This is a genomic window from Phaeovulum molybdatiresistens (genome assembly GCF_023544865.1).
Classification (GTDB): Bacteria; Pseudomonadota; Alphaproteobacteria; order Rhodobacterales; family Rhodobacteraceae; genus Pontitalea.
The window spans coordinates 1-24536 of sequence record NZ_JAMJFX010000017.1 but is presented as its reverse complement, the minus strand read 5'-3'; the positions used below and the strand labels follow the sequence as shown (position 1 = coordinate 24536).

The following is a 24536-nucleotide window of genomic DNA, read 5'->3' as shown; positions in this document are numbered from 1 at the left end:
CTTGGCAATGGCGCGGCGCGGATCGGCTTGCTAGGCTGACGTCATGACGGAATCCGCCCCCGCAGCCCCCGCCCGCCAACCCGTCCCGGTGCTGTCCGCCCGGGGCCTGACAAAGGTCTACCGCACCGGCGCGGTGACGGTGCAGGCGCTGCGCGGGGTCGATCTGACGCTGTTTCAGGGCGAGATGGTCGTGCTGCTGGGCGCCTCGGGGTCGGGCAAATCGACGCTGCTGAACATTCTGGGCGCGCTGGATACGCCGACGGCGGGCCGCATCACCTTTCGCGACCATGACCTGACCCATGCCAGCGACCGCGCGCTGACGCAGTTCCGGCGCGACCATGTGGGTTTCGTCTTTCAGTTCTACAACCTGATGCCCGCGCTGACCGCGCGCGAGAATGTGGCCCTGGTGACCGAGATCGCGCAAAACCCGATGCGCCCCGAAGAAGCGCTGGAACGCGTGGGCCTGGGCCACCGGCTGGATCATTTCCCGGCGGAATTGTCGGGGGGCGAACAACAGCGCGTGGCGATCGCGCGCGCCATCGGCAAGCGCCCCGAACTGCTGCTGTGCGACGAACCCACCGGCGCGCTGGACAGCGCCACCGGCGTCACCGTGCTGGAGGCCTTGGCCGAGGTGAACCGCGATCTGGGCACCACCACCGCGATCATCACCCATAACGCGGGCATCCGGAAGATCGCGCATCGGGTGATCTATCTGGCCGACGGGCTGATCGCGCGCGAAGAGGTGAACGAAACCCGCATCGCACCTTCGCAGGTCAGTTGGTAATGCGCGCGCTGGATCGCAAGGCCTTGCGCGATCTGGCCCGTCTTTGGGCGCAGGTGCTGGCGATTGCGCTGGTGCTGGGCTGCGGGGTGATGGTGCTGGTGCTGGCCAATGGCACGCGCGCCTCGCTTATGGACACGCGCGAGGCTTATTACGAGCGTCACCGCTTCGGTGATGTCTTTGCCGCCGCCACCCGTGCCACGAAAAGCCTGTTGCCCGATATCGCCGCCCTGCCCGGCGTCGCCGCGCTGGAGGCGCGGATCATCGCCGCCGCGCTGGTCGATCTGGAAGGCTTTGCCGAACCCGTTTCGGCGCGGGTGCTGTCGTTGCCGACCACGGGGGCGCCGGCGCTGAACCTGCCCTTGTTGCGCGCCGGCCGCCTGCCCGACCCGCTGCACCCTGATGAGGTGGCGCTTTATGAACCCTTCGCCCAGGCCCATGGCCTGCGCCCCGGCGACCGCTTTGCTGCCGTGATCAAGGGCCAGCGCCGCGAACTGGTGGTGACCGGGCATCTGCTGTCGCCCGAATTCATCTATACGATGGGCGCGGGGTCAATCATGCCCGATGACCTGCGCTTCGGCATCCTGTGGATGGCCGAGGCGCCGCTGGCCGCCGCCACCGATCTGGACGGGGCCTTCAACGACCTGACCCTGCGCCTGTCGCGCGGCGCCAATGAGGCAGCGGTGATCGCCGCCTTGGACCGGCTGCTGGCACCCTATGGCGGCACCGGCGGCTATGGGCGCGCGCGCCACGCCTCGCACGCCTTTCTGGACAGCGAGATGACCCAGCTGGCCGCGCTGGCCTATATCCTGCCGCCGATCTTCCTGATCGTGTCGGCCTTTCTGGTGAACATGGTGCTGGGCCGGCTGATCGCGCTGGAACGCCGCCAGATCGGGCTGTTGAAGGCGGTGGGCTATTCCACCGGGGCGATCGGCTGGCATTATCTGAAGCTGTGCCTGGGAATAGGGGTGCTGGGGGTCGTGTTTGGCTGGGCCGCGGGCTGGTGGCTGGGCCAGCGCATGACCGAGCTTTACACCGAGTTCTTCCGCCTGCCCTGGCTGATCTATCAGCCGCGCCCGGGGCCCTTTGCCATTTCGGCGGCGCTGGCGCTGGCCACGGTCACGGCGGGCGGGCTGCGCGCGGTGCGCGCCTCGGTGCGGCTGGCCCCGGCGGTGGCGATGGCGCCGCCCGCCCCGCCGCTGTTCCGGCGCGGCTGGCTGGACGGGCTGGGCCGGACGTTCCGGCTGCGCCAGACGACGATGATGATCCTGCGCTCGGTCGCGCGCTGGCCGGGGCGGGCCAGTGTCACGCTGTTCGGGGTGTCCGCCTCGGTCGCGGTGCTGGTGGCGTCGTTTTGCACCTTCGATGCGATGGACCTGATGATGGATGAGATGTTCGCCCAGTCCAACCGCCAGCAGGTGACGCTGATCCTGTCGTCGGCCCGCAATGAGGCGGCGGTGCAGGATGTGCTGGCCCTGCCCGGCGTGATCCGCGCCGAAGGCGCCTTTGCCCTGCCGGTGCGGCTGATCCACGGGGCCCGGTCGGAACTGTCGACGCTGAATGCCCGGCCCGCGCAGACCGATCTGTCGCGGCTTCTGGACACCGATGGCCGCCCCGTCGCCCTGCCCGCCCGGGGCCTGGTCCTGCCTGAAGGGCTGGCCCGCAAGCTGGACCTGCGCCCGGGCGACATGCTGCAGGTCGAGGCGCTGGCCCCCCCGCGCGAAACCTGGTCGATCCCGCTGGCCGGCACGATCCGCCAGACCGTCGGGCAAGAGGCGCATATCGACCGCACGGCGCTGTTTTCGCTGATGCGCAGCGCGCCGCAGGTCAACATGCTGCATCTGATGGTCGATACCGACCGCATGGACGCGCTGCACCGCACCGTCAAGACCACGCCGGCCGTCGCGGGCCTGGTCACCTGGACCGAGGTGCGCCGCCAGTTCGAACAGACGATCAATGAAAACCTTTGGATTTCGGCCACGATCTATTCGGTTCTGGGGATGCTGATCACCATCGGCGTGATCTATAATGCCGCGCGCATCCAGCTGTCACAGCGCGCCCATGACCTGGCCAGCCTGCGCGTGCTGGGCTTTCGCCGGGCCGAGGTGGGCTATGTGCTGGTGGGCGAATTGATGGGGCTGACGCTGGCAGCGATCCCGCCGGGCTGGCTTGCGGGCTATGGATTTGCCGCGATGATCGTGGCAGGCGTATCCACCGATGTGGTCAGCGTGCCGCTGGTGATCGACACATCGACCTATGCCACGGCCAGCCTGATCGTGCTGGTCACGGCGCTGGCGGCGGCGCTGGTGGTGCGCCGCAGGCTGGACCGGATCGACATCGTGCAGGCGCTGAAGGCGCAGGAATAACGCAAAGGATAGCGACCATGCCCGACCGCCCGCCCCGCAAGACTGCCGCGCTGCGCCTGATCGCGCCGCTGCTGGGTGCCGCAGCATTGGCGGGGCTGGCGGCCTGGGCGCTGTGGCCCAAGCCCGAGCCGGTGGATCTGGCCGCGGTTACGCTGGCCCCGATGGAGGTGACGGTCGAGGCCGAGGGCGTGACGCGGGTGCGCGATCCCTATCTGGTCACCGCGCCGCTGACGGGGGCGGCGCTGCGCATGCCGGTGCAGGTGGGCGATCCGGTGACGCGCGGGCAGACGGTGGTGGCGGTGATCAGCCCGGCCGAGCCCGCCTTTCTGGATGCCCGCGCCCGCGCCGCCGCCGAAGCCGCCGTGACCGAGGCCCAGGCCGCGCTGCGCCTGGCCGAGGTGAACCTGTCCCACGCCCAGGCCGATCTGGACTATGCCGAGGCGGAACTGCGCCGCAATCTGGCGCTGTCGGACCGCGGCATCATCGCCTCGCGCACGCTGGAAGCGGCCACGCAGGCGCGCGACACCGCCGCCGCCGCGCTGCAGGCGGCGCGCTCGGAACTGGATCTGAACCGCGCGACGCTGGCCCGGATGCAGGCGCAACTGGTTGCGCCCGCGCCCGCCGGCCCTGATGCGGGCCCGGGCGATTGCTGCGTGCAAATCACCGCGCCGCATTCGGGCCGGGTGCTGACCGTCGCCGACCCCTCGGCGCGGCTGGTGCAGGCGGGTGAGCCGCTGCTGACGATCGGCGACCTGCAGGATCTGGAAATCGAGGTCGATCTGCTGTCGGCCGATGCGGTCAAGGTCGCCGCCGGGGCGCTTGCCCATATCGAACGCTGGGGCGGGCCGGACCCGCTGCGGGCGCAGGTGCGCCGGATCGAGCCCGCCGCCTTCACCCGCGTTTCTGCGCTGGGGATCGAGGAACAGCGCGTGCGGCTGAAGCTGGACATCCTGTCACCGCCCGAAGCGCGCGAAGGTCTGGGCGATGGCTATCGGGTGTTCGTGCGGGTGGTGATCTGGTCCAGCCCGCAGGCGCTGCAGGTGCCGCAGGGCGCGCTGTTCCGCCACGAAGGCGGCTGGGCGGTGTTTCGTGAAACGAACGGGCGCGCGGTGCTGGTGCCGGTCACGATCGGCCAGATCCAGGCCGACCGCGCCGAGGTTCTGGCCGGGCTGTCCGAAGGCGACCGCGTCGTCGCCTACCCCGGCAACCGCATCACCGACGGCGCCCGGATCGCACCGCGCCCCGTCGGGCCCTGACATCGCGCGCCCGTCCGGTCCGTCAGTTCGCGCGGTTGCCGCCCGCGCCATTGCCCCCAAGATCGGCGCCGCCCGTGCTGGCCCCGCCCATATCCTCCAGCTTGCCGCGCGCTTGTTGCACCATTTCACCCAGCATCTCATCCTCGCCGGGGGTATCGACGCTTTGGGCAAGGTTCTCATCGTGATATTGCATCTCGAGGATCGAGGTGTCGTCGGTCCAGGGGTTGGCATGGCCTGCAAGCGCGGCTGCACCGCTGCCGATCACGAAAAGAGCCGAAAGAATAAGGCGTTTCGACATGGGTCCGTCCTTGGTTGTTGATCCGCATCACCGCAAGGCGCCGTGCCCCATGCCGGTGACATGCCGATCAGTTAGACATTCCCCCGCCCCATGCCAGAACCATGCGGTCACATCCCCGCCGCAGCCCGCCAATCCGGCGGGCCGCCGCCCACGGATCGCGCGCGGCGCGCAGAATTCTGCCGAAATCGCACCCATGGGGCACCGCCCTGCGGCCTGGCGCCGCAGCACCCCTTGCGCGCGCACCGCGCCCCGCAGCAACGCAAAGGGCCGCACCGGTCTGCACCGATGCGGCCCCGTTTGCGCAGGTTTCGGGCCGGGGTGCCCCGGCCCGGCGATCAGAACGCCATCTTCACAAAGACGCCCAGACCGTGGTTTTCATAGTCATCGCCGAACGAGCCGCGATATTCGCCGCCCAACACGGCACCCTTGCCGCCAAAGCCCGGGATCGTCGTGGTCATGCCCAGGTTCACATCGACCCAGTCCTGATCGATGCCATCCACCGGCGTGCTGCCCGAGGGCAGGCCGACAAAGCCCGCAGCGATCATCGCATCATCGCCCGAGGCCTTGGTCATCGCCAGGCTGCCATAGGCGCGCGTGTTGCCCGCGGCATCCACCGCATATTCGCCGCGCACACCGGCGCTGACCAGCGTCACCGCACCATCCTGTTCGCCCACGGCCAGGTTCCAGATGCCGGCGCCGGTTTCGGTGAACCCGTCGACCGAGATGTCATAGCGCTCGATCGAGGCCATCGGGCCCCAGGTCAGCGCACCCTGACGGAACATGTAGTCGGCCTGCAGCGCCATGAAGGTCTGCGACCCATCGGTCGAGCCTTCGGCGACCATGCCGGCCACGTTGCGGGTCGTGTCGAAGGACAGGTCCTGATAGCCGACGACCGCCTGCAGGCTGCCGCCCACACCGAAGGTGGTGCGCCCATAGGCCGCCACCGACCAGCCCGAGGCGTCGATTTCGCCGCGACCGGCAAAGGCCTCGGCGGTGCCGTCAAGCCCGCCGACCATCACGCCCACCGACATCGTCGGGCTGATCGCGGTTTCCACACCGGCGCTGAAGCCGCGCGTGTCAACATCGTAACCGATGCTGTTGGCGGTGGTTTCATAGCTGCCCGAGCTGCCGTGAAGCGAGGCAAAGCCGCGCAGGTCATCGCCCATCGACCAGCTGCCGTCGCCCTTGCTGGACAGCGTCACCCCATCGGTGCCGATTTCCACCGACGGACGGCCCAGCGCAAAGACCTGATCGCGGCCCAGGTTCATCCCCAGCCCCGAGAAGGCGCCCAGGAAGCTGAAGCCGGTCTGTTCCAGCGCATCGGCCTGCGCGGCCGGGTCCAGACCCAGGATGCGGGTGATTTCCGCCGCATAAGCATCGGCATTGCCCAGGTTCCAATAGGGGACCTCTGCCGCTGCATCCAGATAGCCCGCGGTGCGGAACTGGTATTCGGTCGTCGCAGCCTCAACAATCGGGGCGAAGCCCGGGGCCAGGCGCAGCGTGAATTCACCCGTCTCGACATTGCCGACCGTGATGGTGAAGTTCAGGTTCGCGTTGCGCAGGTCCTCGATGATGGCGACGCTGAACAGGCCGTTCGCCTGGGCCGCATCGACAATCTCTTGCGGCACAGCACCGCCGGGCACGTAATTCAGCGCGTCCACCTCGACGCCCAGCGCCGCGGCCAGTTCGATCTTGCGCGCTTCGATCGCGGCATCGCCCAGTTCGATGATCCCATAGGTCCAGCCGCCCCCGGAAATGTTGTTCCAGGCGATCAGCGCCGATTCATCGGCCGGATTGTCATTGTCATCCCAGAACAACCCGTCCGGCACCATGCTGTCATCCAGCAGCGCATCGCCGAAATAGGTCGCATAGTGGCCATCGCCGTTGCTCAGCGCGCCGAAATCCAGCGTGTTGGCCGATGCCGTCAGGGCCAGTTCCGCCGCGTCAGGCGAGAAGAACCCGATCTCGCCCTCATTGCCGCCATCACCGTAAAGACCGTCCGGCAGGTTGGCGCCCAGGCCGATCGCGGTCGCGGCAAGGTTGAACAGAACCGCGGCTTCGGGGGTTTCGGGGTTCATCAGGTTGCCATCGGCATCCAGCAACTGGATCGACAGATCGGTGATGCGCGCGCCCGTCAGGTTCGAGGTCTTGCCGAAGGTGAAGTAATCAACCTGGGCATATTCGTCGCTGGGCGTGGTGCGCATGCGGATGTCCAGCGCCTCGGGGCCCGTCAGGCGGGTCTTGATCCGCTTGCCCGTGCCGCGTTCCGAATCGCAATATACATCAGGGTTGTTGGCGATCAGGCAGTTCGTGACTTCGCTGCGCTTCTCCAGCGTTTCGAAATCGGTCTCGATCGCTTCAAACGGTTCGACATATTCGGCCGTCTGGCCGTCACCGATCCGGGTCTTGGTGAAGGTCACGGCGCGAATGCCGGGTTCCAACACGCCTTCCGCGGGGTCGGCGAAGATATAGCCACCACCCGACGTGCCGATCAGCACATCATCATCCAGCGTCCCGGCAAAGGCCGGCGCGCCCAGCGCCGCGATCAGGGCAATGGGCGCGACCGTCCCAAGTTTCCGTGCAATGATTTTCCGCAAAACAATTCCTCCAGTTGGCTACGGCCCGGGGAGCGGGCCTTTGCGTCTCAAGCCTGCGAGGGGCGCCCCCGACCCCAAGGTCCGGGCACCCGCCGGGCAAAGGGTCCAATGGACACGTCACCCCTTTCGCATGTGCTGATTTGTATTTTGAGAAAAACTAATGCAAAAGTATAGCTCTCACCTAACCCAAGGAAGCAAAGGCTGCGCCTGTGGTCGGAAAACAACAAACCCCCGCCGCGAACGGCCCTGCCCTGCGCCGGAAGCCCGCCGCGGCGGGCGGCAGACGCGGTTTTTGCTTGCCCGCCTTGTCGATCGGCCTGACCTTGGGTCAAGATCGGGGTCCTTTCGGGCAAAGGGGGGCGCGATGACGATTCGGGCAGGCGTGCTGGCACTGATGGCGCTGATGGGCGGCGCGCCCGTGGCGAAGGGACAGACGATCCTTGACATCGTCGGCGCCGACGGTAGCGCCGTGGCCTATGATGCCGACCGGCTTGCCGCCCTGCCCCAGCACCGCATCGTCACCCATACCAGCGTCACCGACGGGCCGCAGAGCTTTGCCGGGCCGCTGATGCGCGATCTGCTGGCCGATGCCGGGATCAGCGCCGACAGCGTGCTGGCCATCGCGCTGAACGACTATGAAATCGCGATTCCGACCGCCGATTTCACCCGCTTTGACGTGATCGCGGCGATGACGATGAACGACCAGGCGCTGACCCCGCGCGACAAGGGGCCGATCTGGATCGTCTATCCGCGCGATGACCACGCCGAATTGCAGGACATCATGTATGATCACCGCTGGGTCTGGCAGCTGCGCCGCCTTGAGGCGCAATGATCGCCCGCAGGCTGCGGCAGATCGGCCTGCCCGTGGCCATCGTGGCGGCCTGTCTGGGCGCGCTGGCCTTCGGGCTGATGCGCCTGGCCGAGATCGAGCAGACGATGCGCATCAAGCAATCGGCCAACATGTTGTGGGTGATCAGCCAGACCGAGGCCGAGGCGCTGCGGCTGGATGCGGCGCTGGCGCGCAACCCCGCGGATGACCCCGTGATCGCAACGCGGTTCGATCTGCTGGCCAGCCGCCTGACCCTGATCGCCGAAGGGCCGCAGCTGCGCGCGCTGGACCGCATCGGCCTGTCCGGCCCGGTGATGGACCAGCGCGCGCAGGTGCTGGCGCTGGACCCGCGCGCAGCACCCATGACGCCCGAACGCGCCGCGCAGCTTGCGGGCGCGCTGGAACAGTTGCGCCAGGTGCTGCGCCGCGCGGGCAACCGCACCATGGTCGCCGACTGGGAAGACCTGTCCGACCGGCTGGAGCTGTATCGCGGGGCGGTGGCACAGGTGATCGCCTCGCTGGTGCTGGGGATCGGCTTTGCCGCCTATCTGGGCTGGCGGCTGGTGGCCGATCAACGCGCGCTTCTGCGCGCCGAGGAACTGCGGCTGCGCGCGATCCGGCTGGAACGCGATCTGGATCAGGAACGCACCCAGGCCGCCTATTGGCGCGATTTCGCCGCCGTGGTGTCGCATCAGTTCCGCACGCCGCTGGCCGTGATCGACAGCGCCGCGCAGCGCATGTTGCGTGGCCAGCCCGCGCCCGATGACCCGGGCCACCGGACGCGGCTGGACACGATCCGGCGGACCGTCGCCGATCTGTCGCGGCTCGTCGAGGCGGCGCTGATCGCAGGCCAGATCGACAATGACATGAAGCAGCCCCGCTGCGCGCGCCATGACGTCGTGGCGCCGCTGCGCGCGCTGATCGCGGATCTGCAGGCGCGCCACCCCGGCCGCAGCCTGCGGCTGGAAGCGGCGGCGGAACCGATGCTGGCCTGGTGCGACCCGGCGCTGATGCAGCATGCGGTGATGAACCTGCTGGAAAACGCCCTGCGCCATTCGACCGGGCCGGTCGTGATGCGGCTGTTTCAGCGCGATGACCGGATCGCCTGCGCGATCGTCGATACCGGCCCCGGGATCGCGCCGGACGATCTGGCGCGGATCTTCGACCGCTTTCGCCGCGGCCCGGCCAGCGGGGTCGAGGGCAGCGGGCTGGGCCTGTGGACCGCGCGGCGCCTGGCCGAATTGCAGGACGGCGCGATCGAGGTGGAAAGCTGGCCGGGGCGCGGCTCGGTCTTTACGCTGTGGCTGGCGGCCATGGCCCCGGCGCAGGTGGCCGCATGACCCCGCCCTGCGTCCTGATCTGCGAAGATGAAACCGCGCTGCGGCAGGATATCGCTGCGGAACTGTCCGAGGCGGGATACCGCGTTCTGGCCGCGGCCGACGGGCTGGCGGCGCTGGCGATGCTGGAGGCCGACCGCCCCGATCTGATCCTGTGCGACATCTGCATGCCGCGTCTGGATGGCCGCGGCCTGCTGGCGCACCTGCGTGCCGAGCGGCCCGATCTGGCCGATGTGCCCTTCCTGTTCCTGACCGCGCTGGCCGACCGGGCCGACGTGGTCGCCGGCAAGCTGGCGGGGGCGGATGACTATCTGGTCAAGCCGATCGATTACGATCTGATGCTGGCCACGGTGGCGGCCCATCTGCGCCAGGTCGCGCGGCTGCGTGCGGCGATTGGCGCGCGGCTGACGCAAACCCGCGCCGCGCTGGCGGCATCGGCGGATGATCAGGGCGCGGCGCTGGACCGGCTGGCCCCTGCGATCGTGCTGCTGGGCCCGCAGGGTCAGGTGGTGCAGGCCAATGCCGCCGCGCGCGCGCTCTGCGGTCCGGCCAGCCCGCTGGCGCTGGGACAGCGGCTGGCCTGCACCGCCCCCGGGCCCACGGCTGCGCTGCGCACGGCGATCGCGCAGGTGATTTCGGGCCATGCAGACGCGGCCGATCCGGTCAGCATCCCGCGCGCGGATGGCGGCCGCGATCTGATCGTTCTGATCGGCGCGCTGGCCCCCGGCAACCCGCAGGGCGCGGCAGCCCTGGTCGTGATCGTCGACCCCGACCGGCGCCATGTGCCCGATCCGGTGCTGCTGGCGCGGGTCTTCGGCCTGACCCCGACCGAGGCGCGCATTGCCCATCTGCTGGCCACGGGCCAGCGCCCCGAGGATATTTCCCGCAGCCTTGGCGTTTCCGGCACGACCGTGGCCTTCCACCTGAAAAACCTGTTCTCCAAGACCGATACGAACCGCCAAAGCGATCTTGTCGCGCTGATTTTGTCGTTTCCGGCGCTGGTCCCCCTCTGAACGCAGGGGGCGCGGCGCGCGCGAATGTGTCAAGTTGATTGGACAGATCGGCGCATTTCAGGCGGGTCCGCACAGGGGCTATTTGCCCTGCACAGCCATTGGCTGATGTCGCGGAGTGTCCCGCTCATAGTGATCCGGTCGGGTATCTGCCTGGGGGTGGTGCCTGGCTGCGTGCCATTTACCGGCACGGGTGCGGGAATCGGCGAAAGTAATGGTTTTTTTGTGAGTGCCGGTTCCCGCGCTGGCAGGGCCCACGCGCCTTGTCGGCGCGCCGCGCAACGCCCCGATCAGCCCTGATCGGTCCCCGGGCGGGCCTTTTTGCGCACATAAAGTTCCAGCCGGTGATGGACGATGTCATAGCCCAGCGCCGCCGCAATCTCGGCCTGCAGGCGTTCGATCCGGTCATTGGCGAATTCCACCACCTCACCGGTATCCACGTCGATCATGTGGTCGTGATGGGCGGTTTCGGTATGTTCGAACCGCGCCGGGGTGCCCGCGAACTGATGGCGCTGGATCACGCCCTGCGCCTCCAGCGCGGTCAGGGTGCGATAGACGGTGGACAGCGAAATCCCCGGCACCTGCGCCTCGGCGCGGCGGTGCAGTTCGACCGCTTCGGGATGATCCTCGGCGCGCGCCAGCACCGCCAGAAGCGCCGCGCGTTGACGCGTGATGCGCACCCCCGCCCGGCGCAGCGCATCGGTCAGCCGTTCGGTTCTGCGGTCAATCTTCGTCATGGGGTCACTTTTGCGCGAAAGCGGTGCGGCAGGCAAGATCCAGTTGCAAATCGTTTGCATTTGCCTTGACAGATGCAAACCAGTCCTAAATGCATGAAAGACACCCACCGCCATGAAGGAGCCCGCAATGCCCCGCCGAAGACCGCTTTTCGCCCTGATCCTGGGCCTGGGGCTAAGCGTGATCGCCGGGCCCGGGGCGGCGCAGGACCGGCTGAAGGTGGTCACCACCTTCACCGTGATCGCGGATATGGCGAAGAACGTGGCGGGCGATGCCGCCGAGGTCGTCTCGATCACCCGCCCGGGCGCCGAGGTGCATGGCTATGCGCCGACGCCGCGCGATCTGGTCCGGGCGCAGGATGCCGATCTGATCCTGTGGAACGGGCTGGGCCTGGAACGCTGGTTCGAGCCATTCCTTGCCAACCTGAGCGATGTTCCCGCCGCGGTCGTGTCGCAAGGCGTGGTGCCGATCGCGATTTCGGGCGGCGATTATGACGGCAATCCCAACCCGCATGGCTGGATGGCGCTGGGTTCCGCCCTGATCTATGTCGACAATATCCGCGATGCGCTGACGCGCGCCGATCCGGACAATGCCGCCACCTATGCCGCCAATGCCACGGCCTACAAGGCGCGGATCACCGAGGTGATCGGCCCCCTGCGCGACGCCGCCCGCGCGCTACCCGAAGACCGCCGCTGGCTGGTGACCTCGGAAGGGGCGTTTTCCTATCTGGCCCGCGATTTCGGCCTGCGTGAGGTGTTTCTTTGGCCGATCAACGCCGATGCGCAGGGCACCCCGCAACAGGTGCGCGCGGTGATCGACACGGTGCGCGCCCATGCCATCCCGGCGGTGTTTTCCGAAAGCACCGTTTCGGACAAGCCCGCCCGTCAGGTGGCGCGCGAAACCGGCGCGGCCTATGGCGGGGTTCTGTATGTCGACAGCCTGAGCGCGCCGGACGGGCCGGTGCCCAGCTATCTGGACCTGCTGCGCGTGACCGCACAGACCATCGTGACCGGGTTGCAGCCATGACCGATGACTCCGGCAGCCGCGCTGATGGTATTCACACTGATGGCATCCGCGCCGAGGGGCTGTGCGTCACCTATCGCAACGGCCATACCGCGCTGCGCGACGCCAGCTTTGCCATCCCGCGCGGCACGATCACCGCGCTGGTGGGGGTGAATGGCGCGGGTAAATCGACGCTGTTCAAGGCGCTGATGGGCTTTGTGCCCGTGGCGCAGGGCCGGATCGAGATCCTGGGCCAGCCCGTCGCCCGGATGATCCGGCAACAGGCCGTGGCCTATGTGCCCCAGTCCGAAGAGGTCGACTGGACCTTTCCTGTGCTGGTCGAGGATGTGGTGATGATGGGGCGCTATGGCCACATGGGGTTCCTGCGCCGCCCGCGCGCGGCCGACCATACCGCCGTCACCGCGGCGCTGGACCGCGTCGACATGGCGCCGTTTCGCCACCGCCAGATCGGTGAACTGTCGGGCGGGCAGAAGAAGCGCGTGTTCCTGGCGCGCGCGCTGGCGCAGGATGCGCAGGTGATCTTGCTGGACGAACCCTTCACCGGCGTCGACGTCAAGACCGAGGATCAGATCATCGCCCTGCTGCGCGCCCTGCGCACCGAGGGGCGGGTGATGCTGGTGGCCACGCACAACCTTGGCTCGGTGCCGGAATTCTGCGACCGGGTGGTGCTGGTCAAGGGCACGGTGATCGCGCATGGCCCGACCGAACAGGTCTTTACCCCGGACAACCTGCGCGCGGCCTTTGGCGGCGTGCTGCGGCATTTCCTGCTGGAAGGGCCGCGCCTGCATGACGACGGCGACCGGCGCAAGCTGGACATCTTCAGCGACGATGAACGCCCGCTGGTGATCTATGATGACCGCGCCCATACGGTGAAGGGGCCATGATGATCCTGCTGGAACCCTTTGGATACGGCTACATGACCAATGCGATCTGGGTCTCGGCGCTGGTGGGCGGGGTCTGCGCCTTTCTGTCGGCCTATCTGATGCTGAAAGGCTGCTCGCTGATCGGGGATGCGCTGGCGCATTCGGTGGTGCCGGGGGTCGCGGGCGCCTACCTGCTGGGCCTGCCCTTCGCGCTGGGGGCCTTTCTGTCGGGCGGGCTGGCGGCGGTGGCGATGGTGGTCCTGCGCCAGCGATCGGGGCTGAAGGAGGATGTGGTGATCGGGCTGATCTTCACCGCCTTCTTCGGGCTGGGGCTGTTCATGGTCTCACTCAACCCGATGGCGGTGTCGATCCAGACGATTACGATGGGCAACATCCTGGCGATCACGCCGGGCGACACGATGCAGCTGGTGCTGATCGCGGGGGTGTCGCTGGCGGTGCTGGTAGCGAAGTGGCGCGACCTGCTGGCGGTGTTCTTTGACGAAGGCCACGCCCGTTCGATCGGGTTGAACGTCACCGCGCTGCGGCTGGTGTTCTTCACGCTGCTGTCGGCCTGCACGGTGGCGGCGATGCAGACCGTGGGCGCCTTTCTGGTGATCGCGCTGGTGGTCACGCCCGGCGCCACGGCCTATCTGCTGACCGACCGGTTCGCGCGGCTTTTGCTGCTGTCGGTCGGGATCGGGGCCGGCACTGCGGCGCTGGGGGCCTATGCCAGCTATTTTCTGGACGGCGCGACCGGCGGGATCATCGTCTGCCTGCAGACGGCGCTGTTTCTGGCGGCGCTGATCCTGGCGCCCCGCCACGGGGTGCTGGCGGCGCGCAGGCGTGCCCGCAGCGGCGCAACCCGAAAGGCGCGCGCATGATCGCCGAGCTTCTGCTGCCGCTGCACTTTCCCTTCATGCGAAATGCGCTGCTGATCGTGGTGCTGATCGCCCCCGCCGCCGCGATCTTAAGCGCGTTCGTCGTGCTGAAGGGCTGGTCGCTGATCGGCGATGCCACAAGCCATGCGGTGCTGCCCGGGGTGGTGCTGGCCCATCTGGCCGGAATACCGCTGATCATCGGGGCGTTTCTGGCCGGGCTGATCTGCGCGCTTGGCACCGGCCTGATCAAGGACCATTCGCGCATCAAGCAGGACACCGTGATGGGCGTGGTCTTTTCGGGAATGTTCGGCCTGGGCATCGTGCTTCACACCCAGGTCAGCACCGGGCTGCACCTGGACCATATCCTGTTTGGCAACATGCTGGGCCTGACCCCCGGGGCGCTGTGGACCGCGGGGCTGATCTCGGGGGCGGTGACGCTGATCCTGGCCGCGAAGTGGCGCGACTTTCTGGCGCAAAGCCTTGATCCGGTGCATGCCCGGATGATCGGCCTGCGGGTGAACTGGCTGCATTACGGGATGCTGGCGATCCTGTCGGCCACCATCGTGGCGATGCTGTCGGCGGTGGGCATCATTCTGTCGATCGCCTATCTGATCGCGCCGGGCGCCATCGGCTTTCTGCTGACGCGGCGGTTTTCGACGATGATCGGGGTGGCGATCGGGGCGGCGGTGCTGGCCGGGCTCAGCGGCACCTATGCCGCCTTCTGGCTGGACAGCGCCCCCGCGCCCACCATCGTCATGATCCTGACGGCGATGTTCCTGGCCGCGCTGGCCGCGCGCAACCGGCGCGAACGCCGCGCCGCCCGCTAGCGCGCGTCAATGCCGCGCGCGGCGTCGCGGATCAGATCCAGCAGCGCGCCCTGCGCCTTGGTCGGGATCCAGTCCGCCCGATAGGTCAGCCCGATGCGGCGCCCGGCCCCGTCCAACCCCGCATCCAGCCCCACATCCACCGGCACATCCATCGCCGCATCCAGCCGCACCAGAAGCCCGCGCGCGATTTCCGCCTTGGCCTGCTGGGCCGAGATGCAGCCAACCATATCGCTGCGGCTCAGCACCTCGCGCATCAGCAGGATCGAGCCGCAGTCCAGAATGCTGTCGGGTGGCCCGCAGTCCCGCCCCGCAAACAGCGCATCAAAGCGCGCGCGCGACGGTGTGCCCTGGCGCGGCACCACCCATTGCTGCGCCGCCAGCACCGCCAGCGGGATCCGGCCCTCCCCCGCCAGCGGATGGCCGGGCCGGGCCAGGATCGCCAGCCGGTCGTGAAACAGCGTCTCCTGCGTCACATCGCCGATCGGCAGCGGGTCGCGCAGCGCACCGATCATCAGATCGATATCCCCCCGCCGCAGCCCGCCCAGCATGTCATCATAGGTCCCGTCCAGAACGCTGACCCGATGCGTCGGAAAGGCCGCGCGGAACCGCACCAGCGCCTCGGGCAGCACCACAGACCGCGACAGCGGCAGCGCGCCGATGACGATCCGCCCGCCCGCGCGCCCGTCGAAATCGGCCAGGTCGGCCTCGGCCTGTTCGATTTCCGAGAACGCCAGCCGCGCGGCCTGCGCCAGCCGGCGGCAGGCCGGCGTGGCCACCATCCCGAATGAGGTGCGTTCGAACAACGCGCGGGCGGCCTCACGCTCGATCCGGGTGATGGCCCGGTGCACGGTCGGCTGGGCCAGGCCCAGCATCCGCGCGGCCAGGGTGAAATTCTGTGCCTCGCTCATGGCGATCAGCGCCTGCAGCTGGGCGGCGGTCGCGGTCACCTTCAGGCGCGGCGCGATTTCCGCCAGCGCGCCATCCAGCCGGCCCATCGCGCGCCGGAGGCGCCGGTCCAGGCGCTGGCCGCGTTCGGTCAGAAAAAAACCCTGCCGGCTGCGGTCGAACAGCGCGCCGCCCGTTTCCTGTTCCAGCTTGCCCAGCGCCTGCGTTACCGCCGGTTGCGAGATCAGGCAGCGGCTAGCCGCAAGCGTCGGCGAGCCCAGATCCACCACCGCAAGAAAGACCCGGAAGTGCCTGAGATTTCTGGAGATCACGACATCACCCCACCCCGCCAGACGGGGCCGCGCCAAGGCCCGCCCCGCACGACCCCTGACGCCTTCTATAGCGATTTCTTATCCCTGGGAACCGCCTTCCCGCCCGCAGCCTGCCTAGAACGGCGGGGTGATGCCCAGACGCGCGGCACCTTCGGACAGGTCGCGCAGCACATCGGCGGGCAGGTCCAGGCCCTCGTGCCGGGCGCGCAGATCGTGGCGGGCCTCGATCTCGCCGGGATAAAAGATCTCGTCGATGCCGGGCGCGCGGGGCGTGTCCTTCATGCTGGCGATCAGGCGTTCCATATCCGCCTCGAATTCGGCCAGCGGGCGGCAGTGGGCGATATCGACCGCCATCACAAAATGCCCTACCCCGCTGCGCCCCTCGGGGACGTAGGGGCCCACGACAGCGGGCGCGAAGCTGCTGCCCGACAGGACGCCCGACAGCACATCCATCGCGAAGGTGATCGCATAGCCCTTGTGCCCCGCCATCGGCAGGATCGTGCCCGCGATACCGGCGGCGGGATCGGTGGTCATCTGCCCGGTCGCATCCATGGCCCAGCCTTCGGGAATGGCCTGCCCCCGCGCCCGCGCGACGTAAAGCTTGCCCCGCGCGACGGCGGTATTGGCCATGTCCACCATCATCGGCGGATGCCGGCCCGCCGGTGCCGCCCAGGAAAAGGGGTTGTTGCCGATGCGCTTTTCCCGCCCGCCCCAGGGCGCCATCGCGGGGCTGGCATTGGTCGAGATGAAGCCGATGCACCCCGCCTGCGCCGCCATGCGCGTGAAATACATCGCCGTGCCGAAATGGCCCGAATTGCGCACCGCCACCGCGCCGATGCCATGCGCCTTGGCCGCGCGGATCGCCTGCGCCATCGCCGCCTGCGCCACGACCTGACCCACCCCATCGCCGCCGTCGATCACGCCCAGCGCGCCGGGGCTATCCTCGGTCGGGGGCAGCGCATCGGCCCGGATCGCGCCGCTTTCCAGCCGCTTGGCATACCAGAACAACCGCATGATGCCATGCGACGGATGCCCCCACAGATCGGCCTGAACCAACGTATCGGCCAGCAGTTCCGCCGAAGCCTGCGGCAGGCCAAGCTGCGCATAGCAGCGGGTCGCGAAATCGCGCAAGGCGTCGGGTGCAACGCGGGTCATGGCGCGGCCCCGATCCGTGTGACATCCCCACAGCGCGGCCGGGCGGCCCCTTGCGGTTCAACGGCGTTCGACACTTGCACCCCCCATGTCGGTCATTTGCCGTCAGCTTGTCCGCAAGGCCGGGCCGCGTCAATCGGGGGGGTGCCGCCGGGTCGGACGCGATCAGAATTCCTTGCGCCTCATCCGATCGACCGAGATCCGCCCGCCCCCCAGCGCCGCGATCAGCGCGGCCGCTGCCGTGGCGAACAACGAGGCGAATTCCGCCTTCAGCTGCACCCCGGTCGGGCCCGCCAGAAAGCCCGCGCCGCCATCGGACAACAGCCGCATCTGACCGGCCGGGGTCAGCAGATCCGGGTTCGCCGCAAGATAGGCCATCCCCGCCGGGGTCAGGAACGCATCGCCATAGGGATGGGTGACGTGAAACCAGTAGGTCACCAGCAACATCACCGCATTGGCCAGGGCCGCGGGCCGCGTCAGAAAGCCTGCCACGATCAACAGACCGCCCAGGAAATTCGTCACCGCCAGCAGCGGCGAGAAAAACCAGCCCGGCCAGAAGCCGATGCTTTCGACAAAGCCCGCCATCGCCATCGGGTGCTGGATCTTGTGCCAGCCCTCGACCGCCAGCCAGCCGCCGATCACGATGCGGAAGGCAAGCCAGCCGAAGGGCTGGGCAAATTCCGAATAGAACCCGCCAAGGGCCGGCAGATACATCCGTTCCCGCGGGGTGCTGAAATCCTGTGCCATGATGCGGAACCCTCCCTGTCCATGGGCCTTGCGGAAGCATTCTGGAACGCTGGTGCCCGGCTTCGGGCCAATCGCACATTCCCAAGCCCCGAAATCCCTTGGCAACGCCATCAGGCAACCAGGCAGATACGGATACGGGCCACGGAAGGATCTTAGGTGGTCAAAGTCTGCGCCCGGCGGCGGCGAAAAGCAAGCGCCGGGGCTGCCGGCCCGGATCAACCGCCGCGATGCCGACACATCTGCGTGTGCCCAGGCATCGCGCGTTGCATCCGCGCCGGCAGGGCGCAAGGATAACCCACGAACCATAAAGGAGACATCGACCCATGACCACGCTTGTCCTGAACCGTCGCATGGCCCTGCTTGCGCTGGCGGCAACCGTCGGCGCGGGGCTGGCCCCCGCCATGGTCCGGGCTGCCCCCACCGGACTCCGCGTGGTCAAGGACCCCAACTGCGGCTGTTGCGATGCCTGGATCGAGATCCTTGAGGCCGATGGCTTTGCCGCCACGGTCGAGCTGCACGACTACGACGCCCTTCAGGCGCACAAGGCGGCCAGCGGCATCCCTGCTGCCATGACCTCATGTCACACCGCGCATATCGAAGGCTATGTGATCGAAGGCCACGTGCCCCCCGCCGACATCCGCCGCCTGCTGGCCGAACGCCCCGACGCGGTTGGGCTTGCCGTGCCCGGCATGCCCTATGGGTCGCCCGGCATGGGCCCGGAAGATGCGCGCGAGGCCTATGACGTGCACCTGATCCGCGCCGATGGCACAACCGAGGTGTTCACCCGCTACGATGCCGCCTGATCGCGCCGCCTGACATCGGGGGGGGGGGGGGGCGATCAGCCCCGCCCGTGCGGCTGCATATAGTCCAGCACCGGGTTGATCGGGATGATGCGGTTCGGATTTATCGTATCGTGGCTATAGTGATAGTGGCGCACGATATGGTCCAGGTTGACCGTCTCGGCCACACCGGGGATCTGATACAATTCGCGCGTATAGGCCCAAAGGTTCGGATAATCGATCAGCCGCTTGCGGTTGCATTTGAAATGCAGGTGATAGACCGGATCGAACCGGATCAGGGTGGTGAACAACCGCCAGTCCGCCTCGGTCAGGCGCGCGCCCATCAGATAGCGGTTGGCGGCCAGATGCCCTTCCAGCCAGTCGAGCCCGGCGAACACCTCTTGCACGGCCTCATCATAGGCGGCCTGGGTGGTGGCGAAACCTGCGCGATAGACGCCATTGTTGATCGCCGGATAGATGCGGGCGTTCATCGCCTCGATGCCATCGCGCAGATCTTCGGGCCAGTAATCGGCGCGGTTGCCTGTCAGCCCGTCGAAGGCCGAATTGAACATGCGGATGATTTCCGAGGATTCGTTGCTGACGATCGTGTCGCGCTGGCGGTCCCACAGGACCGGAACCGTGACCCGGCCGGTCGCATCGGGCTGCGCGCGGGTGTAAAGGTCGCGCAGAAATGGCAACCCGTGCAGCCGGTCCCCGGTCGTGGCGGGAAAGTCGGTGGCAAAGGTCCAGCCGTCGGACAGCATGTCGGGATGCACGACCGACACGCCGATATGCGGCGCAAGCCCCTTCAGCGCGCGAAAGATCAGCGTGCGATGCGCCCAGGGGCAGGCGTAGGACACATACAGGTGATAGCGCCCACTTTCCGCCGCAAAGCCGCCCGCGCCCGAAGGCCCGGCGCTGCCGTCGGCGGTAATCCAGTTGCGAAAGCGCGCGGTATCGCGTTCAAACCTGCCCTTGGTCGCGCCGGTATCATACCAGGCGCTGTCCCATGTGCCGTTCACCAGCTTGCCCATCACCTCATCCTTTTCATGGCCCCGTGCAAGCATAAGGGCTTGTCCCCCCCTGGCAACGCGGATCAGCGCACAGGTCCCGTGCATCAGGCCGCAAGCGGGGGGCTTTGCCGCAATGGTCCAAATCGCTGTGTCATGCCCGTCTCGCGCTGTGCACAGGTGCACATATATTGCCGAAAACGCATGGCTTTGATTATCGCCCCGGATGCCCCACATTCATCGTAAAGACGCATGGAGCATCACATGACCTTCAGACCTGTCGCCGCCACCAGCCGCGCCCAACCCGCAATCGAGGGGGCGGGCGTTCACCTTCACCGGGTCTTTGGATTTGGCGATCCGTCGCTGACCGATCCGTTCCTGATGATGGACGATTTCCGCAACGACGATCCGCGACTGTATTCGCGGGGCTTTCCCTGGCATCCCCATCGCGGGATCGAAACCATCACCTATGTGCTGGAAGGTCAGGTGGAACATGCGGATTCGCTGGGCAACCGCGGCCTGCTGGGCCCGGGCAGCGTGCAATGGATGACCGCCGGGTCCGGCATCGTGCATCAGGAAATGCCCTCGGGCGACCGCCAGGGCCGGATGCATGGCTTTCAGCTGTGGGCCAACCTGCCCGGCGCTCTGAAGATGACCAACCCGCGCTATCAGGACGTCTCATCCAGCGACATCCCTGTTGAGGTCGATGATGACGGCACCGTGGTCAAGGTCATCATCGGTTCCTTCTGGGGCAAGACCGGCCCGGTGGACGGGATCGCGGCCAATCCGATGCTGCTGGATGTCTCGGTGCCCGCGGGGCGGCGCAAGGTGTTGCCGGTGGACACCCGCGCCAATGCGCTGGCCTATGTCTTTGCCGGATCGGGCACGTTCCGCGACGCCAGCACACCGGTCGGGATCAAGGTGGAAAAGGAATTCCGCGGGCAAGAGCTGAACATCCGCGACATGACCGGCAACCGCACGCTGATCCGGTTCGGCGCGGGCGATGAAATCACCGTTCATGCCGGGGATGAGGGGCTGCGCTTCCTGCTGATGACGGGCCGCCCGATCCAGGAACCCGTGGCTTGGCACGGCCCGATCGTGATGAACACCCAGGACGAACTGCGCCAGGCCATGCGAGAGCTGCAGAACGGAACCTTCATCAAGCACGGCTAAGCGGGCCGCCCCGCCCGGTCACGACAGTATCCCCACGACGCCCCGGAACCGATCCGGGGCGTTTTGCGTTTGCTTCCATGGTGGATTGGGCCACGCTGATGCGCGTCGGGCCCGATCGGCCAAAACAATTTACCAAGGAGAAAGACATGGGACTGTGGAATTTCGTCAAGGACGCCGGGAAATCGCTGTTCGGCAAGGAAGCCGAGGCCGCCGAGGCCCCGAAGGAAGAGGTGTTGCGCCACGAACTGAAAGAGCTTGGGCTTGACGCCAGCGGCGTCGATCTGAAGGTCGAGGGCGACAAGGTCGTGGTCTCGGGCAAGGCGGTGGATGCCGCGACCAAGGAAAAGATCGTCCTGGCCGTCGGCAATGTGGGCGGGGTCGCCGCCGTGGAAACCGACACCGATGACGACCTGGGCGATGCGGTGTTCCACACCGTGCAAAAGGGCGACACCCTGTCGGCCATCGCCAAGAAGACGCTGGGCAATGCCAACCGCTACAATGAGATTTTTGAGGCGAACCGTCCGATGCTGACCCATCCCGACAAGATCTACCCCGGTCAGGTGCTGCGCATCCCCGGCGGCAAGGCCTGAACGCCCACCAAACCGACGCGCCCCGGGGGGCCTGTCCGGGGGCCGCATCGACACCGGACAGGCCCAAAGGGCTTGGCATCCGGCGCTGATGGCCCTATTGCGGCCGCAACGAACCGGAGCCGGGTGCGATCCCCGGCTGGCTCTTCCGGCCGCCGATCCGCCGGACAACCAGACCAAACCCTGTTTGGATGACGGCCCCGCCAAGGATTTTCGTCGGGGCCGTTCGGGAAGAATTGCATGTTTTCAATCGATGCCTATCGCACCCAGTGGTTCGGCAATATCCGCGCCGATCTGCTGTCGGGCCTTGTCGTGGCCCTTGCCCTGATCCCCGAGGCGATTGCCTTTTCCATCATCGCGGGCGTGGACCCGAAGGTGGGACTTTACGCCAGCTTTTCCATCGCCGTGCTGACCGCCCTTGCCGGCGGGCGGCCCGGGATGATTTCGGCCGCGACTGCCGCGACGGCGGTGCTGATGGTGACGCTGGTGCGCGACCACGGGCTGCAATACCTGCTGGCGGCCACCGTGCTGGCCGGGCTGATCCAGATCGGCGCGGGGCTTTTCCGGCTGGGCTTTGTGATGCGCTATGTCTCGAAATCGGTGATGACGGGGTTCGTCAACGCGCTGGCCATCCTGATCTTCATGGCGCAGCTGCCGGAACTGGACCCGCGCAAGGTCACCTGGCTGACCTATGCGCTGGTCGCGGCGGGGCTGGCGATCATCTACCTGTTCCCGCGCATCACCAAGGCGATCCCGTCACCGCTGGTCACGATCCTTGTGCTGACCGCGCTAAGCCTGGCCTTTGGCTGGGATGTGCGCACCGTGGGCGATATGGGCGCGCTGCCCGACACGCTGCCGGTGTTCCTGATCCCCGACATCCCGCTGACGCTGGAAACGCTGGCGATCATCCTGCCCTATTCGGTGGCGGTGGCGGTGGTGGGCCTGCTGGAAAGCCTGATGACGCAGCAATTGGTGGATGAGCTGACCGACACGAAAACCGACCGCAACCAGGAATGCATCGGCCAGGGCATCGCCAATACCGCGACGGGCTTCATTGGCGGCATGGCGGGCTGTGCAATGATCGGGCAGTCGATGATCAACGTGAAATCCGGCGGGCGGGGGCGGCTGTCTGCCTTTACCGCAGGGACGGTGCTGCTGATCCTGGTCGTGTTTCTGGGCGACTGGGTCGCGCACATCCCGATGCCCGCGCTGGTGGCGATCATGATCATGGTCAGCATCGGCACCTTTTCCTGGTCCTCGATCCGCAACCTGACGACGCATCCGCGATCGTCGTCGGTCGTGATGCTGGCGACCGTGGTGACCGTGGTCTGGACCCACAACCTGGCGATCGGCGTGCTGGTGGGGGTGCTGCTGTCGGGCATCTTCTTTGCCGCCAAGATCGCGCAGCTGTTCAAGGTGACCTCGACCGCCTCGGCCGACGGGCGCGAACGGACCTATGTCGTCGAGGGCCAGCTGTTCTATGGCTCGGTCGAGGATTTCATGGCCGCCTTCGATTTCCGCGAGGCGCTGGACCGCGTGGTGATCGACGTCAGCCGCGCGCATATCTGGGATATTTCCAGCGTGCAGGCGCTGGACATGGCGGTGCTGAAATTCCGCCGGGACGGGGCCGAAGTCGAGATCGTCGGCATGAATGCCGCATCCGAAACCATCGTCGACAAGCTGGCCGTGCATGACAAGCCCGGCGCGCTCGACAAGCTGATGGCGCATTAAGGGGGACAGGACCATGACCAACCAACCGCAAAAGATCGTCGCGCTGGTCGACGGGTCGATCTATTCCGCCTCGGTCTGCGAACACGCGGCCTGGATCGCGGGCCGCACCGGGGCGCCGGTGGAACTGATCCACGTCCTTGGCCGCAGCGAGCGGGCCGAAACCCAGGATCGGTCCGGCGCCATTGCCCTGGGCGCGCGCACGGCGCTGCTGCAGGAACTGGCCGAACTGGACGCCCAGCGCGCCAAGCTGATCAGCCAGCGGGGCCGGGCCATTCTGGACGATGCCCGCGCCCTTGTCGAACAGGCCGGCGTGGCCGAGGTCACCACCCGCCTGCGCCACGGCGACATCGTCGAGACCGTGGCCGAGGTAGAGCGTGATGCCCGCGTCATCGTGATCGGCAAGCGCGGCGAGGCGGCGGATTTCGCGCGCGGCCATCTGGGATCGAACCTTGAACGGCTGGTGCGCGCCAGCCACAAGCCCGTGGTCGTTGCCGCGCGCGCCTTCCGCCCCGTTTCCAGGGTGCTGGTCGCCTTTGACGGCGGCGCCTCGGCGCGCAAGGCGGTCGATCACATCGCGCAGAGCGCGCTGTTTCAGGGGCTTTTCGTGCAGGTCGTCACCGTGGGCCAGGAAACGGCCGAGGTCACGCAGGGGCTGGCCGAGGCCCGGGCGCTGCTGAACGCGGCGGGGATCGCGGCGGAAACCGCGGTCCTGCCGGGCCAGCCGGAAACCGCCCTTGCGCGCCTGGTCGAGGACGCGCCCTTCGACATGCTGGTGATGGGAGCCTATGGGCACAGCCGCATCCGCAGCCTGATCATCGGATCGACGACGACGGAAATGATCCGGTCCTGCAAGGTGCCGGTCGCTCTGATCCGCTAGGCGATCGGGGCCCGGCCCGCGCCCTTCGGCCTGCGGGCCGGGGGGCCTGCATGCATGTTGGGGGCCTTTGTGCTAACATGGTGATTAATGCCCGCCCCTGATCGCCGGAGGATGCCGATGGACCCCCTGCCCCTTTCCCGCGCCTTTACCCTGATCGAACCCGGCCCGGTGGTTCTGGTGACAACGCATGACGGGACAAAGCCCAACATCATGACGATCACCTGGACCATGGCGCGCGGCTTTGACGCCGAATTTGCGCTGACCACGGGGCCATGGAACCATTCCTGGGCCGCGCTATGCGACCGGCGCGATTGCGTGCTGGCGATCCCGACTGCCGAGATGATCGACACGGTCGTGGGCATCGGGACCTGCTCGGGCGCCGATACCGGCTCTGTTGCACAAAACCCGTGGGGGATTCATCTCGTGAATCCAGTGTGGTAGCTGGAGGGCATGAGCAGACCCA

The 24536-nt window shown here is 67.5% G+C and carries 23 protein-coding genes and 1 other annotated feature; of the genes, 16 read left to right on the top strand and 7 right to left on the bottom strand.

The window, feature by feature from the left end; translation table 11 throughout:
• The first annotated feature begins 43 nt into the window (after window positions 1-43).
• From MXB90_RS12105 to MXB90_RS12095, 3 genes are read left to right on the top strand one after another with little or no spacing between them, the layout of a single operon-like run.
• On the top strand, window positions 44-784 hold the full coding sequence (locus tag MXB90_RS12105) for an ABC transporter ATP-binding protein (protein ID WP_250045168.1): 741 nt from the start codon (window positions 44-46) through the stop codon (window positions 782-784).
• Window positions 784-3147, top strand: coding sequence for an ABC transporter permease (locus MXB90_RS12100; RefSeq protein WP_250045167.1), 2364 nt, complete (start codon window positions 784-786; stop codon window positions 3145-3147). The genes MXB90_RS12105 and MXB90_RS12100 overlap by 1 nt, the downstream gene beginning before the upstream one ends.
• A gap of 17 nt (window positions 3148-3164) precedes the next feature.
• On the top strand, window positions 3165-4403 hold the full coding sequence (locus tag MXB90_RS12095) for an efflux RND transporter periplasmic adaptor subunit (protein ID WP_250045166.1): 1239 nt from the start codon (window positions 3165-3167) through the stop codon (window positions 4401-4403).
• A 22-nt stretch (window positions 4404-4425) separates the two neighbouring features.
• Here the strand turns inward: MXB90_RS12095 and MXB90_RS12090 are convergent, their stop codons facing one another.
• Complete coding sequence (locus MXB90_RS12090; protein ID WP_250045164.1) at window positions 4426-4701, bottom strand: hypothetical protein; 276 nt, start codon at window positions 4699-4701, stop codon at window positions 4426-4428.
• 335 nt (window positions 4702-5036) lie between these two features.
• Complete coding sequence (locus MXB90_RS12085; RefSeq protein ID WP_250045162.1) at window positions 5037-7298, bottom strand: choice-of-anchor F family protein; 2262 nt, start codon at window positions 7296-7298, stop codon at window positions 5037-5039.
• A gap of 364 nt (window positions 7299-7662) precedes the next feature.
• Between MXB90_RS12085 and MXB90_RS12080 the strand changes: the two genes are divergently transcribed.
• From MXB90_RS12080 to MXB90_RS12070, 3 genes are read left to right on the top strand one after another with little or no spacing between them, the layout of a single operon-like run.
• A complete protein-coding gene (locus MXB90_RS12080; protein ID WP_250045159.1) occupies window positions 7663-8130 on the top strand; it encodes a putative pterin-binding protein in 468 nt (155 codons plus the stop codon).
• On the top strand, window positions 8127-9467 hold the full coding sequence (locus MXB90_RS12075; RefSeq protein WP_250045155.1) for a sensor histidine kinase: 1341 nt from the start codon (window positions 8127-8129) through the stop codon (window positions 9465-9467). The genes MXB90_RS12080 and MXB90_RS12075 overlap by 4 nt, the downstream gene beginning before the upstream one ends.
• Complete coding sequence (locus tag MXB90_RS12070) at window positions 9464-10477, top strand: response regulator (protein WP_250045152.1); 1014 nt, start codon at window positions 9464-9466, stop codon at window positions 10475-10477. The genes MXB90_RS12075 and MXB90_RS12070 overlap by 4 nt, the downstream gene beginning before the upstream one ends.
• Window positions 10478-10764: 287 nt before the next feature.
• On the opposite strand, the gene MXB90_RS12065 is transcribed toward MXB90_RS12070, so the two are convergent.
• Complete coding sequence (locus tag MXB90_RS12065; protein WP_250045150.1) at window positions 10765-11211, bottom strand: Fur family transcriptional regulator; 447 nt, start codon at window positions 11209-11211, stop codon at window positions 10765-10767.
• A 127-nt stretch (window positions 11212-11338) separates the two neighbouring features.
• Between MXB90_RS12065 and MXB90_RS12060 the strand changes: the two genes are divergently transcribed.
• From MXB90_RS12060 to MXB90_RS12045, 4 genes are read left to right on the top strand one after another with little or no spacing between them, the layout of a single operon-like run.
• Window positions 11339-12235: a metal ABC transporter substrate-binding protein gene (locus MXB90_RS12060; protein ID WP_250045148.1), complete on the top strand. Its 897-nt coding sequence runs from the start codon at window positions 11339-11341 to the stop codon at window positions 12233-12235.
• Window positions 12232-13116: a manganese/iron ABC transporter ATP-binding protein gene (locus MXB90_RS12055; RefSeq protein ID WP_250045146.1), complete on the top strand. Its 885-nt coding sequence runs from the start codon at window positions 12232-12234 to the stop codon at window positions 13114-13116. The genes MXB90_RS12060 and MXB90_RS12055 overlap by 4 nt, the downstream gene beginning before the upstream one ends.
• Window positions 13113-13976: a metal ABC transporter permease gene (locus tag MXB90_RS12050; RefSeq protein ID WP_250045144.1), complete on the top strand. Its 864-nt coding sequence runs from the start codon at window positions 13113-13115 to the stop codon at window positions 13974-13976. The genes MXB90_RS12055 and MXB90_RS12050 overlap by 4 nt, the downstream gene beginning before the upstream one ends.
• Complete coding sequence (locus MXB90_RS12045) at window positions 13973-14800, top strand: metal ABC transporter permease (protein WP_250045142.1); 828 nt, start codon at window positions 13973-13975, stop codon at window positions 14798-14800. The genes MXB90_RS12050 and MXB90_RS12045 overlap by 4 nt, the downstream gene beginning before the upstream one ends.
• On the opposite strand, the gene MXB90_RS12040 is transcribed toward MXB90_RS12045, so the two are convergent.
• The 3 genes from MXB90_RS12040 to MXB90_RS12030 all read right to left on the bottom strand — a co-directional run bounded on the left by MXB90_RS12040 (window position 14797) and on the right by MXB90_RS12030 (window position 17916).
• Window positions 14797-16017, bottom strand: a complete 1221-nt coding sequence (locus tag MXB90_RS12040; protein WP_250045140.1) for a LysR family transcriptional regulator — start codon at window positions 16015-16017, stop codon at window positions 14797-14799. The genes MXB90_RS12045 and MXB90_RS12040 overlap by 4 nt on opposite strands.
• A 114-nt stretch (window positions 16018-16131) precedes the next feature.
• A complete protein-coding gene (locus tag MXB90_RS12035) occupies window positions 16132-17172 on the bottom strand; it encodes an Ldh family oxidoreductase (protein WP_250045139.1) in 1041 nt (346 codons plus the stop codon).
• 162 nt (window positions 17173-17334) lie between these two features.
• Window positions 17335-17916 (bottom strand): DoxX family protein, encoded by a 582-nt coding sequence (locus MXB90_RS12030; RefSeq protein ID WP_250045137.1) that lies wholly within the window; start codon window positions 17914-17916, stop codon window positions 17335-17337.
• 323 nt (window positions 17917-18239) lie between these two features.
• Here MXB90_RS12030 and MXB90_RS12025 point away from each other — a divergent pair, with 323 nt between their 5' ends.
• Complete coding sequence (locus MXB90_RS12025; protein ID WP_250045135.1) at window positions 18240-18719, top strand: DUF411 domain-containing protein; 480 nt, start codon at window positions 18240-18242, stop codon at window positions 18717-18719.
• A gap of 35 nt (window positions 18720-18754) precedes the next feature.
• On the opposite strand, the gene MXB90_RS12020 is transcribed toward MXB90_RS12025, so the two are convergent.
• A complete protein-coding gene (locus MXB90_RS12020; RefSeq protein ID WP_250045364.1) occupies window positions 18755-19729 on the bottom strand; it encodes a glutathione S-transferase family protein in 975 nt (324 codons plus the stop codon).
• Between the two features lie 240 nt (window positions 19730-19969).
• On the opposite strand from MXB90_RS12020, the gene MXB90_RS12015 reads away from it, so the two are divergent.
• The 5 genes from MXB90_RS12015 (at window position 19970) to MXB90_RS11995 (ending at window position 24514) form a co-directional block, all read left to right on the top strand.
• Complete coding sequence (locus MXB90_RS12015) at window positions 19970-20878, top strand: pirin family protein (protein WP_250045133.1); 909 nt, start codon at window positions 19970-19972, stop codon at window positions 20876-20878.
• A 146-nt stretch (window positions 20879-21024) separates the two neighbouring features.
• Window positions 21025-21468, top strand: a complete 444-nt coding sequence (gene lysM, locus MXB90_RS12010) for a peptidoglycan-binding protein LysM (protein WP_250045130.1) — start codon at window positions 21025-21027, stop codon at window positions 21466-21468.
• A gap of 112 nt (window positions 21469-21580) precedes the next feature.
• Window positions 21581-21638 (top strand) — a sequence feature (sul1 is cis-regulatory element that is thought to sense ions involved in sulfur or methionine metabolism; They are found in Alphaproteobacteria).
• 67 nt (window positions 21639-21705) lie between these two features.
• A complete protein-coding gene (locus tag MXB90_RS12005; protein WP_250045128.1) occupies window positions 21706-23196 on the top strand; it encodes a SulP family inorganic anion transporter in 1491 nt (496 codons plus the stop codon).
• A gap of 13 nt (window positions 23197-23209) precedes the next feature.
• On the top strand, window positions 23210-24073 hold the full coding sequence (locus MXB90_RS12000; RefSeq protein WP_250045126.1) for a universal stress protein: 864 nt from the start codon (window positions 23210-23212) through the stop codon (window positions 24071-24073).
• 117 nt (window positions 24074-24190) lie between these two features.
• Window positions 24191-24514 carry a flavin reductase gene (locus MXB90_RS11995; RefSeq protein WP_250045118.1) on the top strand — a complete coding sequence of 108 codons (324 nt, stop codon included), beginning with the start codon at window positions 24191-24193 and terminating at the stop codon, window positions 24512-24514.
• Window positions 24515-24536: the final 22 nt, after the last annotated feature.

Coding starts and splice junctions, on each gene's coding strand:
- MXB90_RS12105 (WP_250045168.1), top strand. CDS start 44: ATGACGGAATCCGCCCCCGCAGCCCCCGCCCGCCAACCCGTCCCGGTG.
- MXB90_RS12100 (WP_250045167.1), top strand. CDS start 784: ATGCGCGCGCTGGATCGCAAGGCCTTGCGCGATCTGGCCCGTCTTTGG.
- MXB90_RS12095 (WP_250045166.1), top strand. CDS start 3,165: ATGCCCGACCGCCCGCCCCGCAAGACTGCCGCGCTGCGCCTGATCGCG.
- MXB90_RS12090 (WP_250045164.1), bottom strand. CDS start 4,701: ATGTCGAAACGCCTTATTCTTTCGGCTCTTTTCGTGATCGGCAGCGGT.
- MXB90_RS12080 (WP_250045159.1), top strand. CDS start 7,663: ATGACGATTCGGGCAGGCGTGCTGGCACTGATGGCGCTGATGGGCGGC.
- MXB90_RS12075 (WP_250045155.1), top strand. CDS start 8,127: ATGATCGCCCGCAGGCTGCGGCAGATCGGCCTGCCCGTGGCCATCGTG.
- MXB90_RS12070 (WP_250045152.1), top strand. CDS start 9,464: ATGACCCCGCCCTGCGTCCTGATCTGCGAAGATGAAACCGCGCTGCGG.
- MXB90_RS12065 (WP_250045150.1), bottom strand. CDS start 11,211: ATGACGAAGATTGACCGCAGAACCGAACGGCTGACCGATGCGCTGCGC.
- MXB90_RS12060 (WP_250045148.1), top strand. CDS start 11,339: ATGCCCCGCCGAAGACCGCTTTTCGCCCTGATCCTGGGCCTGGGGCTA.
- MXB90_RS12055 (WP_250045146.1), top strand. CDS start 12,232: ATGACCGATGACTCCGGCAGCCGCGCTGATGGTATTCACACTGATGGC.
- MXB90_RS12050 (WP_250045144.1), top strand. CDS start 13,113: ATGATGATCCTGCTGGAACCCTTTGGATACGGCTACATGACCAATGCG.
- MXB90_RS12045 (WP_250045142.1), top strand. CDS start 13,973: ATGATCGCCGAGCTTCTGCTGCCGCTGCACTTTCCCTTCATGCGAAAT.
- MXB90_RS12035 (WP_250045139.1), bottom strand. CDS start 17,172: ATGACCCGCGTTGCACCCGACGCCTTGCGCGATTTCGCGACCCGCTGC.
- MXB90_RS12030 (WP_250045137.1), bottom strand. CDS start 17,916: ATGGCACAGGATTTCAGCACCCCGCGGGAACGGATGTATCTGCCGGCC.
- MXB90_RS12025 (WP_250045135.1), top strand. CDS start 18,240: ATGACCACGCTTGTCCTGAACCGTCGCATGGCCCTGCTTGCGCTGGCG.
- MXB90_RS12020 (WP_250045364.1), bottom strand. CDS start 19,729: ATGGGCAAGCTGGTGAACGGCACATGGGACAGCGCCTGGTATGATACC.
- MXB90_RS12015 (WP_250045133.1), top strand. CDS start 19,970: ATGACCTTCAGACCTGTCGCCGCCACCAGCCGCGCCCAACCCGCAATC.
- lysM (WP_250045130.1), top strand. CDS start 21,025: ATGGGACTGTGGAATTTCGTCAAGGACGCCGGGAAATCGCTGTTCGGC.
- MXB90_RS12005 (WP_250045128.1), top strand. CDS start 21,706: ATGTTTTCAATCGATGCCTATCGCACCCAGTGGTTCGGCAATATCCGC.
- MXB90_RS12000 (WP_250045126.1), top strand. CDS start 23,210: ATGACCAACCAACCGCAAAAGATCGTCGCGCTGGTCGACGGGTCGATC.
- MXB90_RS11995 (WP_250045118.1), top strand. CDS start 24,191: ATGGACCCCCTGCCCCTTTCCCGCGCCTTTACCCTGATCGAACCCGGC.